Below are 14,679 nucleotides of genomic sequence, written 5' to 3'. Positions count from 1 at the left end.
CACATTCATGATACGACCAAGCGTTTCTTCACCCACCGGCACCGAAATAGCCGAGCCGGTATCAATCACTTCACCACCGCGAACCAGACCCTCGGTCGTGTCCATGGCAATGGTGCGAACAGTGTTCTCGCCAAGATGCTGGGCAACTTCGAGCACCAGGCGATTGCCGTTATTGGTGGTCTCAAGCGCATTCAGAATTGCGGGCAAGTGGCCGTCAAACGTTACGTCAACAACGGCACCAATGACCTGCGAAATGCGGCCGGCCTTTTTCTCTGCCATTTGAAGGTCCTCGTGTTAGAGCGCTTCCGCGCCCGAAATGATTTCAATGAGTTCTTTGGTGATCTGGGCCTGGCGCTGGCGATTGTAGCTCAGCTGCAGCTTTCCGATCATTTCGCCGGCGTTACGCGTCGCATTATCCATCGCGGACATTTGCGCGCCATAGAAGGAAGCGCCGTTTTCGAGCAGGGCCCGGAAAATCTGTACGCTCACACTGCGGGGCAGCAACGCATCAAGAATAGCTTCTTCGCTCGGCTCATATTCGTAAGGCACACTCGCCGCATCATCGGCTTCTGCAGCCTCAAACTTGGCCGGAATGATCTGCTGAGCAGTTGGAATCTGCGAAATCACCGACTGGAAGCGCGAAAAGAACAGCGTCGCGACATCGAACTCGCCGGCATTGAACATCGTCAATACCTTTTCGCCGATCTGCGCGGCATGGCTGAAACCAACCTGCTTGACTTCACGGAAGGTGACGAAATCAATGATATTGCTGCCATGAGTACGCTTGAGCACATCGTTGCCCTTGCGGCCCACAGTCATGATCTTGACCGTCTTGCCCTGAGCCAGAAGCTTGACTGCGTGATCGCGCGCCATCCGCGCGATTGACGAGTTAAAGCCACCCGCCAAACCACGCTCGCCGGTAGCAACGATCAGCAAATGGGTCTGGTCCTTGCCTGTGCCACCCAAAAGGGTGGGCGCATCGGCCCGCCCTTCGTATGCGGCGCCCAGACTGGCCAGCACCCGATCCATGCGCTCGGCATAGGGACGTGCTGCTTGAGCCGCTTCCTGTGCCCGCCGCAACTTGGCGGCGGCCACCATCTGCATGGCCTTGGTGATCTTCTGAGTCGATTTGACCGAGGAGATCCGGTTTTTAAGGTCTTTTAGCGAAGGCATCGGCCTCTACTTCCGTAAAACGCTTAAGCCGCGTAGGTCTTCTTGATGGAATCGAGTGCCGCCTTGAGCTGGCTGCGCAGATCGTCCGACAGGGCCTTTTCCTTGGCAATGGCAGCCAACAGATCGGCGTGTTTGCCACGCATGTTGGACAGAACCGTCGCCTCAAAATCGGTAACCTTGTCAACCGGCAAATCATCGAGATAGCCATTGGCACCGGCATAGATAACCGCAACCTGCTCTTCGATTTTGAGCGGGGAAAACTGTGGCTGCTTCAGCAATTCGGTCAGACGCGCACCACGGTTCAGCAAACGCTGGGTCGAAGCGTCAAGATCGGAGCCGAACTGGGCAAAAGCGGCCATTTCGCGATACTGGCTCAATTCACCCTTGAGCGAACCGGCAACCTGCTTCATCGCCTTGATCTGGGCGGCCGAGCCCACGCGGGACACCGAAATACCAACGTTCACAGCCGGGCGGATACCCTGGAAGAACAGATTGGTTTCAAGGAAGATCTGGCCGTCAGTGATCGAGATCACATTGGTTGGAATATAGGCCGAAACATCGTTTGCCTGCGTTTCAATAACCGGCAAGGCTGTCAGCGAACCAAGACCATGGTCTTCGTTGAGCTTGGCAGCGCGCTCGAGCAGGCGTGAATGCAGATAGAAAACATCGCCGGGATAGGCTTCGCGACCGGGCGGACGGCGCAGCAGCAACGACATCTGACGGTAGGCCACGGCCTGCTTGGTCAAATCGTCATAAGCGATAACGGCATGCATGCCATTGTCGCGGAAATACTCGCCAATCGCACAGCCGGTAAACGGCGCAATGTACTGGAGCGGCGCCGGGTCAGATGCGGTTGCGGCAACCACGACCGAATATTCCATGGCACCTGATTCTTCGAGCTGACGCACAAACTGGGCGACGGTCGAACGCTTCTGACCGATAGCCACGTAGATGCAGTAAAGCTTTTCAGTTTCCGAGGCATTGGCGGCGTGCGCCGGCTTCTGATTGAGGAAAGTGTCAAGAATAACAGCGGTCTTGCCGGTCTGACGGTCACCGATGATCAGTTCGCGCTGGCCGCGACCAATTGGAATGAGCGCATCAATGGCTTTAAGGCCAGTCGACATCGGCTCATGCACCGACTTGCGTGGCAGAATTCCTGGGGCCTTGACGTCAACGCGGCTGCGTTCGGTGTGCTCGATTGGCCCCTTGCCATCGATTGGATTGCCCAGACCATCAACAACACGACCCAAAAGGCCTTTGCCGATCGGCGTATCCACGATCGAGCCGGTGCGCTTGACGACGTCGCCTTCCTTGATCGAACGGTCATTACCAAAAATAACCACACCGACATTGTCGGCTTCAAGGTTCAGCGCCATGCCCATGATGCCGCCGGGAAATTCAACCAGCTCACCGGCCTGCACAGCATCAAGCCCATAAACTCGGGCAATACCGTCACCGACAGACAGAACCTGGCCGACTTCGGAAACCTGGGCTTCCTGACCAAAATTCTTGATCTGGTCCTTAAGGATCGCGGAAATTTCCGCAGCTTTGATATCCATTACCCGACCTCTTTCATGGCGATCTTCATCGCGGTCAATTTCGATTTAAGCGAGCTGTCGATCATCTGCGAACCGACCTTCACCTGAAGGCCGCCGATCAAGGATGGATCAACAAATTGGTTAAGCGTGACAGTCTTGCCGATCTTGGCCTTGAGTGCCTCGGCCAGCGCCGAAACCTGCTCATCGTTCAAAGCGGTTGCCGACGTCACATCAGCTGATACTTCGCCACGGTCGGCCGCAGCCAGCGCGCGAAAAGCGGCAATGATCTGCTCAAGTGCAAAAAGCCGTCCCTTTTGCGCCACGAGACGCACAAAGTTGGCGACCAGCGGATTGGTTTGCGCCTTGGAAAGGATCGCATCAATTGCCGAAGCCTTCACATCGCCCGTGATAACGGGCGAGCCGAGAAAGCGGGAGAAGTCATCGCTTTCCCCGATCAGGCGGGAAATGTCGGAAAGACCGGTTTCAACTGAGGCCAGTTGATTCTCGCTCTGGGCGAGATCGAACAGAGCGGACGCATATGGTCGCGCGATCTGTACAAGCACTGAATTCTGCGCTGCCAATGCCGCATCACCCTCTTGGTTGCTTGCCTGCTAAACCCGCCTCAAAGTACGAAAGAGCCGGGCGGTTGCTGACGCTTGAAATTATTCTTGCAACGAGGCCGTCCGGAGACCCCGCAGATGTTGCGCACGCTCTACCACAGCCACAGCGAGCCTTGCAAGGCTTGCCGCGCCGATTCATGGCCGGAAAAGTGTCGCAGGGAAAACCTCACATGAAGCTTTGCGGATCGATGTCCACCTGCACCCGCAAATTGCCACTAACCCGCTCTGTCGAGGCCAGCCAGAACCGCACATAGCCCGACAGGTCAAACCCCTTGCCGCTCTGGGCCAGCAACCGCACGCGGTGCCGACCGCGCACCATGGCCACAGGCGCATCTGCCGGGCCGAATAATCGCACACCGTCGGCCATCGGAGCCGCCGCCAGCAGTTTTTTGGCGTGCCCCATAGCCACGTCATGCTCGCTGGCCGAAACGATCAGTGCGGCCAGCCGTCCGAAAGGGGGCATCCCGCCCGCTTCGCGCGCCGCTAGTTCATGGGCATAAAAGGCTTCCCGGTCCCCCGTCACCATGGCCCGCATCACCGGATGATCAGGATGATAAGTCTGCAGCAGCGCTCGACCAGCCCGCGATGCCCGCCCGGCGCGCCCCGCGACCTGCGTCAATATCTGGAAGGTTTTTTCCGCCGCCCGTGGATCACCGTGGGCAAGCCCCAGATCTGCATCAAGGACCCCCACCAGCGTCAGCTTTTCAAAATGATGGCCCTTGGCGACCAGTTGCGTGCCAATGATCAAATCATAATCGCCTTTTTCCACCTCCGAAAAGCGGTCGCGCAAATGGGCATTGCTGCCCATGTCCGACGACAGAATAACCCGACGGGCGTCGGGAAAGCGCGCTGCCGCCTCTTCGGCGATGCGTTCGATCCCGGGCCCGACTGCAACCAACGCATCGACTGCCCCACACGCCCCGCAATCCTTGGGTATTTTCTGTTCATGCCCACAATGGTGACAGGCCAACACACCCCGAAACCGATGCTCGACCAGCCAGGCCGAACAGTCGGGACATTGATATTGATGCCCGCACTGCCGACACAATGTCAGCGGGGCGTAGCCGCGTCGGTTAAGAAACAGCAGCGCCTGCTCACCACGATCCAGCGTGCCAAAAATTTCCCGCGCCAAGCGCGGCGCGATCCATTCGCCCTTTGCCGGCCCTTCCTCACGCATGTCGATAGCAGCAATGTCAGGCATGGCCGCCTCGGCAAATCTGGCATTGAGCATGATGTGACTATAGCGCGCCGCATTGGCATTATTGCGCGTTTCCACCGATGGCGTTGCCGACGCCAGAATGACCCGCGCCTTGGCCAGATTGGCGCGCACCACCGCCATGTCGCGGGCGTGATAGGTGATGCCGTCCGATTGTTTGTAGGCGCCATCATGCTCTTCATCGAGCACGAGCATGCCCAATTCGCGAAACGGCAGGAATAAAGCCGACCGGGCACCAACGACGGCACGCACATTGCCTTCAAGTACGCCGCGCCAGACGCGACCGCGCTGAACCGGGGTCATGTCTGAATGCCACTCCGCCGGTTTTGTGCCGAACCGTTTGGTAAAGCGGGCAAGAAACGTGTGGGTCAGCGCAATCTCGGGCAACAGAATCAATGCCTGACGGCCCGCTCGCAGCGTATCGGCCACCGCTTCAAAAAACACTTCGGTCTTGCCACCACCAGTTACCCCGTCGAGCAACGCCACGCCAAACGCATGCGGATCAAGCGCACGAATATCATCAAGCGCCTGCTGTTGCTCGGCATTGAGCGTGGCAACGTCGGTATCGGGATCAGGTGGCATCACAACCGGTGGCGGCGGCACTTCGAGCCGCTCCAGCGCCCCTGCCTTTTCCAGCCCCTCAATCACAGATGCTGAAACCCCGGCCGCACCGACCAGCGCGGCCTTGGCCCAGGCCTGCCCATCATTGAGTGTATCGAGCACCCGCAACCGCGCGGCTGTGAGCTTTTCAGGCTCATACGCGGTGGCGCGAAAAACGGTCAGCGGGCGCACCGGCTCCAGCGCCTCATGCGAGCGCAAAACTGCGCGTAACACCATGCCCGGCGCAGCCAGCGTGTAACGCGACACCCAGTCCACCAGCGACAGCAATTCCTCGCTGAGCGCTGGCACATCAAACACCCGCGAGATGTCCTTGAGCCGATTATGGGCGAATTGGTCCTTCGGCGCGCCCCAGACAACGCCGAGTGTTGGACGCGGCCCTAGCGGTACCAAAACAATCGAGCCACGCTCAACCCGCATGCCCTCCGGCACGCGATAGCTATAGGGTCCCTCAACGGCAACCCCGACCATCACTGCAACAATGTCTGGTGTCTGATCCATTTGTGCCTGTTCTGTTCCAGACACATTAAATAGGGCGCTTATGCGATTCGGCCAGTCACGCCGTTCAGAATTTTCCCTTGAGCCCGCCGGTCAACGTCAGGCTCTGCAACTGACCAGCGCCACCATCGCGAAAGGTTGTAGCGGTGCCCGTTGTCGTATCAGTACTTACCGTGTCGCCGCGCTGTTCCATGATCTGGTCATAGCGGGCGGCCAGAAACAATTCTGCGTTCTGGCCCAGTTTGTAACCGATATCGGTTCCCAGCGCGAACGAAGGCGCAACTTTGAGCGTGTCAACAAAATTGATATTGCGCATCCAGTGATCATCGGTCGCGCGCGAATAGACCGTCAGCCCGCCGCGCATCATGCCGCCCCAGCGTACATTGTCAAACTGCACATCGCCATCAAATCCGGCAAAAATCTCCGGAAACTGCTGGCGGTAAGCGATCGCGGGCGAACCGGCGGGGAAGACGCCCATCGTGTCGCGAAGAGTTGTCGTACTATAGATATAGGAACCACCATAGGCGGACCATTTGACGTCGGTATATTCGCCACCGGCCAGGAAGCGCACGTTGGATTTTCCATCATTGAACAACTCATAGCCCAGCGCCAGACTGCCCGAGAAATAATGGTCGAGCCGTGTATCGTCATGTTGGGAGCGATGCGTCCAGTTCGCCTCGGCATCCGAGCCGCCCAGCCAGTCATAGTCTTCCATGTAGCTGGTGCCAAAACCGGCGGCGCTGCCTTCGGCACGCACGCTAAACCGGCTGGCCAGATTAACGTCGATGCTGCCGCGCAAGACGGGTGCCCGGCTCTGCCAGTTTAGTCGACTAACCCGATAGTCCCCGGAATAGACATACTCATTGCCCTCAAGAAACATCGCGCCAACCCCAATGTCGGCGCGCACGGTTTCATCGGGACTGATATATTGTGCGCCGGGCGCTCCATCAGGACCGAAAAAGCTGTCGGAGCCGAACCCATCGTCAAACTGGGCCAGTGCTGTCTGCGACATGGCCATCAATATCAGTGTCGATAGGGCTATCCGATTGGTCATAGGAGGCTCCACATGCTCTAGCCCTAATTTCGGCGTTTTGTGTTAAATCGGGGTTAACCATGTGCGATTGCCGCGTTAACATCATGTCACACTTTGCTAACGCCGACGCCGCTAGAATAGGAAAATGAGCGACACCGCCTTTGCCACCGACACCACTGTCAAAATCCATATCGCCAATTGGCAGCGCGAACTGGGTTCGGTCAAGCGATTGTCCGAAAATACCCTCGAAGCCTACAGCCGGGATCTGGGCCAATTCCTCAATTTCCTTTCCGCCCATTGCGGTGGCACTGTTGGCCTCGAAACGCTCAGAACGCTGCGTGGCGCCGACATTCGCGCCTTCATGGCCGTCCGGCGCGAGCAGAGCCTGGGCTCCCGCTCCCTGGCGCGCGCGCTTTCGGCCCTCAAGTCCTTCTTCAGGTATCTTGAGCGCGACGGGGTAGTGTCGACCGAGGCGCTCAATACCATCCGGACGCCAAAAATGGCTCGTTCCCTGCCCAAGGCGCTGACAGTCGCCGAGGCCAAAAGCACTATCGCCACGACTGCCGAAATGGAGGAACGCCCCTGGGTTGCGGCGCGCGATATGGCCGCACTGGCACTATGCTACGGCGCCGGGCTGCGTATTGCCGAGGCGTTGGCCGTCACCCGCAGCGATCTTGAAGGCAATTCCTTGCGCGTGACCGGCAAGGGCGGCAAGGTGCGCCTGGTACCACTGATCGAGGGCGTACGCGCCAGCATCGAAACCTATCTTAAACTATGCCCGTTCAAGCTCTGGCCGGATGATCCGCTGTTTCGCGGCGTCAGGGGTGGCGTGCTTTCGCCGCGTTTGATCCAGATGCGCGTGGTGCAATTGCGCTCAGCGCTTGGCCTCCCCATCAGCAACGCCACATGCCTTGCGCCACTCGTTTGCCACCCACTTGCTGGGGCGAGGTGGCGATTTGCGCGCCATCCAGGAATTGCTGGGCCACGCCTCGCTGTCCACCACCCAGATCTACACTGCAGTTGATACCGATCGGTTGCTTGAAAGCTACCGCCTGGCCCATCCGCGCGCCTAGACCAGTTATTAAGTATGCGAACAAATACTCTTTACCGGACAATGCCCGGCATGTAGCAATGGTGCCATGAACGCGCCCGTCATTCTCATTACCCGTCTTTTGATTCTTGGCACCCAAAGGGTCCGGGACGAGCGCTGACATCCAAAGCGAATTCGATTTCACCGGCCCGCCATCAGGCGCCTCCGGTGAACTGATGGCAGGCCTATAAGGACCAGTTCCATGCCTACCGTTACCGCCGCTGCCCCAATTGTGCCCGCCCCTATTGATTTGACTGGCTATGCGCTGGCCATCGGGGGTGCCGTACTCTTTTCCACCAAGGGCATTTTCATCAAGCTTGCCTATGCCTATGGGGTCAGCACAGAAACCCTGCTGGCGCTACGCATGCTGGTCGCCATGCCATTCTATATCGGCATATTCATGACAATGATCTGGCGCGATTCGTCGTCCCGGGCACGCCTGACCCCGACCAATGTGCTCTTGAGCATGGCGGTTGGATTGTTGGGATATTATGTTGCCAGCTACCTCGATTTCGCCGGTCTCAATTTTCTCTCGGCCCAATATGAGCGGTTGGTGCTGTTTACTTACCCATTCTTCGTGCTGCTGTTCGGGGTCTGGTTTTTTGGCGACCGGATGATCTGGCGGGTTGTCCCGGCAATGGCGATTTCGTACGCAGGCCTGCTTGTCATCTTTGGCTGGAACCTGACGGTTGCCCCCGATGGGTTGGTGACCGGCACGGCGCTGGTGCTGGGATCAGCTGTGACCTTTGCTTTTTACCAGCATCTGGCCAAGGCGCAGATGAGCAGGATTGGCGCAGGATTATTCACGTGCATCGGCATGACAACCGCAGCCATCGCCGCCCTTGGCCAGAATACCGTTCTCTATGGTGTTGATTCCTTTGCCCAAATGCCGCCTCAAGTCTGGATTTACGGCCTGTGTCTTGGTCTCATCTGCACAGTGCTGCCCTCGTTCCTGCTCAATAATGCCATTCAACGTATCGGCGCGCGGGCCACATCGTCCATGGCAACATTCGGGCCAATATTTACCATCGCGCTGGCCGTGATTATCCTGTCTGAACCCTTTACCCCCTTCCACGTCGTCGGCACCCTGCTGGTCATCCTGGGGTCCGTAATGTTCAGTCGCGCCGAGCGAACGGCGCGCGACTTAGTCTGATCAAAGGGCTTTTGACACTATCAAAGCCGTTGTAGGGTACGCCTCATTGAGGCATGCCCCCGGGAGAGAACTAATGAACATTACCAGCCACTTGCGTAACGGCACGATCCTGGGGTTGCTGCTTTGCCTTGCCGCCAGTCCCGCCCTTGCCCAGACTGACGCGGGAACAACCGCCCCGCAACAGATGCGATCAACGCAATCGATTTTGGCGACGACACCGGTCAATGGGCCAACGACACCGAGTGCGATGATCCGCGCTTTATCGGCTCGGCCATGGCCGCCGAATTGGAAGATGTCGATATTGGCAAGGATGCAACGGACTGCAAAACGGCGTTCGAGGCGGGCACGATCACCCTGCGCGACGACTCAGACGTGCCCGAGGCCGCCCCGGAACCTGCAACAACAACGCCCGATGTCTCGGGAACCCAGGGCATTGATTTTGGCGACGATCTGGGCCAATACCCCTATGACGGCGATTGCGACGACCCGCGCTTTGAAGGCAGCGCCGCCATCGAGTCGGCCGAGGAAATCGACACGTTGCATGACGCAACCGACTGTCGCGCGGCAGTCGAAGCGGGTACCGCCACGCTCAAGGCCTCAGCTGTGCCGCCACCACCTTTCGTTCAGCCAACGATCGGCGAGGTCAAATTTGGTGACGATGCCGGGGCCTACCCCAATGACAATGAATGTGACGACCCGCGCTTTGAAGGCGCTGGCCTGTCGGACGATCCGGCCATTGTTGATGCACTGCACGATGCGGCCGATTGCCGGGCCGCCTTTAGCGCAGGCACCGTGGTCATGCGCGATACCACGCCCATCGCCGGATTTGCCATGGGCACCGACAACTCACGATATGCCAACGACAACCAATGCGATGATCCGCGCTTTGAGGGACCAGGCACCGACAAGAAACTGCTGCCCGCCGACATGTTGGCCGATGCGACGGATTGTGCGGCAACAATGAGCGAGGGGATGGTTTGGCCGCGCGCGGTCTATCAAGCAACCTACCAGAGCAAGGCACCCTTCGATGCCAAGGCCAGCGGCATTGATTTTGGTGACAATACCTCAAGCTATGCCAATGACGACGAGTGCGATGATCCACGCTTTGAAGGCCCCGGCGTTGCCGGTGATCTCAGCTACGAAAATCAGTGGCACGACGCCAATGACTGCCGAGCTGCCTTTGAAGCCGGTACTGCTGCCGCCACGCCCTGACGGGACAGCAATAAAAAGAGGCGGATCGCTGCAACGATCCGCCTCCCAATATCTCAAATAGACCGGACAGAGCCCGGTGCTAGATGTGAATAGCTCCATCGCCCAGCGATAACGATGCTTCGCGCACAGCTTCGGAAAGGGTTGGATGAGCGTGGGTCGTGCGCGCCAGATCCTCGGCAGCACCTGAGAATTCCATCAGTACCACCAGTTCGTGGATCATCTCGCCAGCGTTCTTGCCCACAATATGAGCGCCCAGAACGCGATCTGTTTCCACATCAGCCAGGATTTTGACAAAACCCTGCGTCGCCAGCATCGCCTTGGCCCTCCCATTGGCGGTAAAGGGGAATTTGCCGATCTTGTAATCGATCCCCTCAGCCTTGAGTTCATCCTCTGTCTTGCCGACCGAAGCAATTTCAGGGTTGGTGTAGACCACCGCAGGCATTGCCGCATAATTGACGTGTCCGGCCTGACCGACCAGAATTTCTGCAACCGCAATGCCCTCATCCTCGGCCTTGTGGGCCAACATTGGGCCGGCGATCACATCGCCAATGGCGTAAACGCCTTCAACCGAGGTGCGGTATTGGGCATCAACCCGCACACGGCCACGCTCGTCGAGCGCAACGCCAACAATATCGAGCCCCAAACCGTCGGTATAGGGTTTGCGCCCGATGGCAACCAGGGCCACGTCGGCATCGAGAACTTCGGTTTCGCCGCCCTTGGCCGCTTCCACTTTGAGTTTGAGCCCGCCATTTTCGGTCTTTTCGATGGCCGAAACCTTGGTCGAGAGCTTGAATTCCATGCCCTGTTTTTGCAGCATGCGCTGGAACTGGCGCGCTACCTCACTGTCCATGCCGGGCAGGATGCGATCCAGATATTCAACGACCGTGACTTGTGAACCCAGGCGGGCCCAGACCGAGCCCAACTCCAGCCCGATAACACCGGCACCAATGACCACAAGCTTTGCCGGGACCTTGTCCAGCGTCAACGCACCAGTCGAAGTTACTATCTGCTTTTCGTCAATTTGAATGCCCGGCAGGGTTGCCGCAACCGAACCCGATGCAATGATGATATTCTTGGTCGCGACTTCCTGTGTCGGCCCGCTTTGCGGCGTCACCAAAACCTTGCCTGGTGCCGCGATCGAGCCGATGCCGCGCAGGGTCGTAATCTTGTTTTTCTTGAACAGATAATCGACACCGCCAACGTTGGAAGCAACGGTTTCGCTCTTATGCTTCATCATCTGCGGCAGGTTAAGGCCAGGATTGGGAATATCGATGCCCAGCGCCTTGAAACCGTGACCAGCCTCTTCAAACATTTCCGAGGCATGCAACAAGGCCTTGGACGGAATACAGCCGATGTTGAGGCAGGTGCCGCCAAGCGTTGGCCATTTTTCAACCACGGCAACCTTGAGCCCCAGTTGGGCGGCCCTGATTGCCGCCACATATCCGCCCGGGCCCGAGCCGATTACCACGAGGTCGAACGCGTCTGCCATGATTTCTTGCCCCAAAACAAATTAATGCCGCTGCGCGACAGCCACTCGAACCGCCAGCACGATGAATGTAATCCCGCTTATCCGATTAAACCACCGTCCCAACCGGAAAAATCCCTGTCGCACCCTTGGCGTTGTAAAGAAGACAGCGACCAATGCGAACCAGGCAAATAGCATGAGGCTCATGCAGCCAACGTAGAACGCCTTGATCTCAAGGCTGGTATGAGCCGAAACCAGCGACGTAAACAGCGCCAGAAAAAACAGAATGGCCTTGGGATTGAGCAAATTGGTCAAAAACCCCAGCACAAACGCGGACCGATCGCCATGCGAGCGCGGGCCCGCGAGCAGATCTGTGGGCGGTTGGGGCGGCGGCGCCCTCAGCGCTGCGATGGCCAGCCACACCAGATAAGCCGCTCCCACCCACTTCAAAATATTAAAGACCAGCAGCGATTGGGCAACGATGACACCCACCCCGAGCAAGGTATAACTGCCGTGAACAAGAATGGCGCTGGCAACGCCCGCTGCGGTAAACAGCGCCGGACGGCGTCCCTGCGCAATCGACTGGCGCAGCACCATGGCAAAATCTGCGCCCGGAATGATAGCGCCAACCCCAAAGGCCAGCATCAACCCGGCAAATTCAATCCATGGAAACGCCACTAGATCACCACCGCGAAAAACATCAGGGCCAACCCCAAAACCGATACCAGCCAGCAGAGGCTCCGGACATAGGGCACCCCGATCAGGTACGATGGCAAATAGACCCAGCGGGCCCAAAAGTATAGCTGTCCGCCCCAAAAACTGAGGCCATCGGCACGCCCCGAAAGCTCCAACGCCAGGCTCAGCGCGACAAAAACCGCATAGGTTTGGCCCAGATTGTCAAGTGCGCGGCGTGATCGCCCAGCCATTTTGCCCAATGGCCGCTCATTATCGCGCGGACCAGCGCCATGAGTAACGCCAACATCGAGCTGGTAGGCCAGCGATTGAATCAGCACATACCCCGCGATCAGCGTCGTGCTCCAGGCCAATAATGTAAGGGTAAAACTCATGGCCGCATCTGACCATATTGGCGGACCCGTGCAACCATTTACTCGCTGGCGATGGCCTGCGCCTGCTTGAGGATTTGCGGCAGCTGCTGGTCGATATCGAGCTTACCGTCCTCGACCTGTCCCAGAAAACCCCTGCAAAAGCCGTCCTTGTCCTCGGCCTGATTATAGGCGCTCATGATCTGGGCGCCGCTGTAATTGCGCGCAGCTTCCGCTTCGGCCGGGGTTTGCCCGCCCAACCGGTCAATGACCCGGTCAGCCAGTTCCAGAAAACCGACATTGCGCAAGTACCAGTTTTCCGCCGCGCTCTTGAAGCTGGAATCAAGGCCGGTGGTTTCATAGCAATGCGTGGTCATGACCAAAACGATAGTTTCCGTGCCGTGAAAACCCAGCAATTCTCCCAAGAGCGCGGGATCGTCGCTTTCCTGGGCCACGACACTGCCGCACAAACCAACAACCAGCGCCGCAATGCTCAACCCGATAGTTTTCACGCAGTCTCTCCAGTCTTTTGTTGCCCGCCATAAATGGCGAACAGATTGATTTTGGACACGGGCGGTTGAACGGGCCAAATCGGGCAAAGCTGTGGCTGATCCACTCACAGCCGCGTGTGCCGGACGCCCAGCCTACCCTTTTGACCACCATACGCAAAACGCGGGCCTGTATGAGAACAGACCCGCGCCTAAATATCTGGAGCCGGTTGATGCCGGGTTAAGCAGTTTTTAGAGATCGAGTACCAGGCGCTCGGGTGCCTCAAGGCTTTCCTTGACCCGCACAAGGAAAGTAACCGCTTCCTTGCCATCAACGATGCGATGATCGTAGCTGAGGGCCAGATACATCATCGGCCGCACAACGATCTCACCATTGACGACAACCGGGCGCTCCTGGATCTTGTGCATGCCCAGAATTCCCGACTGCGGCGCATTCAGGATCGGCGTCGACATCAGCGAACCATAAACCCCGCCATTGGAAATGGTGAAGGTGCCGCCCTGCATATCGGCCATCGACAATTGCCCGTCGCGGGCCTTGCGGCCCAGACCATTGATCGATTTTTCAATCTCGGCAATGCTCATCTGGTCAGCATCCCGCACCACGGGAACCACCAGGCCCTTGTCGGTACCAACGGCAACCCCGATGTGGGCATATTTCTTGTAGATCAGATCATCGCCATCAATCTCGGCATTGACCGAGGGGATTTCCTTGAGCGCGTGAACCACCGCCTTGGTGAAAAAGCCCATGAAGCCCAGCTTTACGCCGTGCTTTTTCTCGAACATTTCCTTGTAGGTGGCGCGCAGGGCCATGACTGGGGCCATGTCCACCTCGTTGAAGGTGGTCAGCATGGCGGCGGTGTTCTGGGCATCCTTGAGACGGCGCGCAATTGTCTGGCGCAGCCGGGTCATGCGGACCCGCTCTTCGCGCTCATCATCACCGGCAACACTGGGGCTACGCGTGGGCGCTGCCACGGCGGCGGGCTTGCTCGATTCAGCCGAAGTCTGCGCGCTAGGAGCGGCGGCGGGTGCTGGACGGCTCATGGCTGCCAGTACATCCTCCTTGAGGACCTGCCCATGCTTGCCCGAACCTTCCACCGATGTGGCCTCGATGTTGTTTTCCTTGATCAACTTTTGCGCCGATGGGGCGGGTGCAGGCTCGGCCTTTGTCGGTGCAACGGGCTCGGGCCCTGCAGCATTGGAGGCCGGCACTTCCGCCTTTTCAGCGACCGTTTCAGGCTTGGGCGCTTCAGCTCCACCAGAACCAGCGCCAATGGCCCCCAAAAGCGCACCCACATCGACGGTATCGCCGGGCTGGGCGGCAATGGCTTCGAGCACCCCGGCCGATGGGGCAGGCACTTCGATGGTCACCTTGTCGGTTTCCAGTTCAACCAGTGGCTCATCAATGGCGACGCTGTCACCAACCTTTTTGTACCACTGACCGATGGTTGCCTCGGTAACGCTTTCGCCCAGCGTTGGCACACGGATTTCTGTCGACATAGTAATAACCCTTT

General features: G+C 58.2%; 13 protein-coding genes and 1 pseudogene (1 of these 14 running past the window's edge). 3 read left to right on the top strand and 11 right to left on the bottom strand.

The window, feature by feature from the left end; all coding sequences use genetic code 11:
- The 6 genes from atpD to PSQ90_RS08960 all read right to left on the bottom strand — a co-directional run.
- On the bottom strand, window positions 1-279 hold the beginning of the coding sequence (gene atpD / locus PSQ90_RS08985) for a F0F1 ATP synthase subunit beta (protein ID WP_282210001.1). The gene continues 1,161 nt to the left of window position 1, outside the view; the window shows 279 of its 1,440 coding nt (coding positions 1-279); it begins with the start codon at window positions 277-279; the stop codon falls past the left edge of the window.
- A gap of 15 nt (window positions 280-294) precedes the next feature.
- Window positions 295-1,173 carry a F0F1 ATP synthase subunit gamma gene (locus PSQ90_RS08980; protein ID WP_282210000.1) on the bottom strand — a complete coding sequence of 293 codons (879 nt, stop codon included), beginning with the start codon at window positions 1,171-1,173 and terminating at the stop codon, window positions 295-297.
- Between the two features lie 23 nt (window positions 1,174-1,196).
- Window positions 1,197-2,732 (bottom strand): F0F1 ATP synthase subunit alpha, encoded by a 1,536-nt coding sequence (atpA, locus tag PSQ90_RS08975; protein ID WP_282209999.1) that lies wholly within the window; start codon window positions 2,730-2,732, stop codon window positions 1,197-1,199.
- Entirely contained in the window at window positions 2,732-3,274 is a 543-nt protein-coding gene (locus tag PSQ90_RS08970; RefSeq protein WP_282209998.1) for a F0F1 ATP synthase subunit delta, read from the bottom strand. Before PSQ90_RS08970 ends, atpA begins: the two co-directional genes overlap by 1 nt.
- Before the next feature lie 223 nt (window positions 3,275-3,497).
- On the bottom strand, window positions 3,498-5,666 hold the full coding sequence (locus PSQ90_RS08965; RefSeq protein ID WP_282209997.1) for a primosomal protein N': 2,169 nt from the start codon (window positions 5,664-5,666) through the stop codon (window positions 3,498-3,500).
- 64 nt (window positions 5,667-5,730) lie between these two features.
- A complete protein-coding gene (locus PSQ90_RS08960) occupies window positions 5,731-6,717 on the bottom strand; it encodes an omptin family outer membrane protease (RefSeq protein WP_282209996.1) in 987 nt (328 codons plus the stop codon).
- A gap of 124 nt (window positions 6,718-6,841) precedes the next feature.
- Here PSQ90_RS08960 and PSQ90_RS08955 point away from each other — a divergent pair.
- From PSQ90_RS08955 to PSQ90_RS08945, 3 genes and pseudogenes are all read left to right on the top strand, one after another.
- A pseudogene (locus tag PSQ90_RS08955) lies at window positions 6,842-7,769 on the top strand (tyrosine recombinase XerC).
- 219 nt (window positions 7,770-7,988) lie between these two features.
- Entirely contained in the window at window positions 7,989-8,939 is a 951-nt protein-coding gene (locus PSQ90_RS08950; protein WP_282209995.1) for a DMT family transporter, read from the top strand.
- 273 nt (window positions 8,940-9,212) lie between these two features.
- Window positions 9,213-10,151, top strand: coding sequence for a hypothetical protein (locus PSQ90_RS08945; RefSeq protein WP_282209994.1), 939 nt, complete (start codon window positions 9,213-9,215; stop codon window positions 10,149-10,151).
- 79 nt (window positions 10,152-10,230) lie between these two features.
- Here PSQ90_RS08945 and lpdA read toward each other — a convergent pair whose 3' ends face one another.
- The 5 genes from lpdA to odhB form a co-directional block, all read right to left on the bottom strand.
- Window positions 10,231-11,640 carry a dihydrolipoyl dehydrogenase gene (gene lpdA / locus PSQ90_RS08940; RefSeq protein WP_282209993.1) on the bottom strand — a complete coding sequence of 470 codons (1,410 nt, stop codon included), beginning with the start codon at window positions 11,638-11,640 and terminating at the stop codon, window positions 10,231-10,233.
- Window positions 11,641-11,661: 21 nt separating this feature from the next.
- Window positions 11,662-12,294 carry a LysE family translocator gene (locus tag PSQ90_RS08935; protein WP_282209992.1) on the bottom strand — a complete coding sequence of 211 codons (633 nt, stop codon included), beginning with the start codon at window positions 12,292-12,294 and terminating at the stop codon, window positions 11,662-11,664.
- Window positions 12,294-12,683: an MAPEG family protein gene (locus PSQ90_RS08930; protein ID WP_282209991.1), complete on the bottom strand. Its 390-nt coding sequence runs from the start codon at window positions 12,681-12,683 to the stop codon at window positions 12,294-12,296. The genes PSQ90_RS08935 and PSQ90_RS08930 overlap by 1 nt, the downstream gene beginning before the upstream one ends.
- A 38-nt stretch (window positions 12,684-12,721) precedes the next feature.
- On the bottom strand, window positions 12,722-13,171 hold the full coding sequence (locus tag PSQ90_RS08925) for a hypothetical protein (protein ID WP_282209990.1): 450 nt from the start codon (window positions 13,169-13,171) through the stop codon (window positions 12,722-12,724).
- A 228-nt stretch (window positions 13,172-13,399) separates the two neighbouring features.
- Window positions 13,400-14,665, bottom strand: coding sequence for a 2-oxoglutarate dehydrogenase complex dihydrolipoyllysine-residue succinyltransferase (gene odhB, locus PSQ90_RS08920; RefSeq protein WP_282209989.1), 1,266 nt, complete (start codon window positions 14,663-14,665; stop codon window positions 13,400-13,402).
- Window positions 14,666-14,679 lie beyond the last annotated feature (14 nt).

Source organism: Devosia rhodophyticola, from assembly GCF_028816475.1.
GTDB classification, from domain to species: Bacteria; Pseudomonadota; Alphaproteobacteria; order Rhizobiales; family Devosiaceae; genus Devosia; species Devosia rhodophyticola.
The sequence above is the reverse complement of the archived record's forward strand: the minus strand, read 5'-3'. Positions and strand labels throughout refer to the sequence as shown.

What these genes read in the sequence shown, in the direction of transcription:
- atpA (WP_282209999.1), bottom strand. Translation starts at nt 2,732, where the DNA reads ATGGATATCAAAGCTGCGGAAATTTCCGCGATCCTTAAGGACCAGATC.
- lpdA (WP_282209993.1), bottom strand. Translation starts at nt 11,640, where the DNA reads ATGGCAGACGCGTTCGACCTCGTGGTAATCGGCTCGGGCCCGGGCGGA.
- odhB (WP_282209989.1), bottom strand. Translation starts at nt 14,665, where the DNA reads ATGTCGACAGAAATCCGTGTGCCAACGCTGGGCGAAAGCGTTACCGAG.
- PSQ90_RS08980 (WP_282210000.1), bottom strand. Translation starts at nt 1,173, where the DNA reads ATGCCTTCGCTAAAAGACCTTAAAAACCGGATCTCCTCGGTCAAATCG.
- PSQ90_RS08930 (WP_282209991.1), bottom strand. Translation starts at nt 12,683, where the DNA reads ATGAGTTTTACCCTTACATTATTGGCCTGGAGCACGACGCTGATCGCG.
- PSQ90_RS08945 (WP_282209994.1), top strand. Translation starts at nt 9,213, where the DNA reads ATGGCCGCCGAATTGGAAGATGTCGATATTGGCAAGGATGCAACGGAC.
- PSQ90_RS08960 (WP_282209996.1), bottom strand. Translation starts at nt 6,717, where the DNA reads ATGACCAATCGGATAGCCCTATCGACACTGATATTGATGGCCATGTCG.
- PSQ90_RS08950 (WP_282209995.1), top strand. Translation starts at nt 7,989, where the DNA reads ATGCCTACCGTTACCGCCGCTGCCCCAATTGTGCCCGCCCCTATTGAT.
- PSQ90_RS08965 (WP_282209997.1), bottom strand. Translation starts at nt 5,666, where the DNA reads ATGGATCAGACACCAGACATTGTTGCAGTGATGGTCGGGGTTGCCGTT.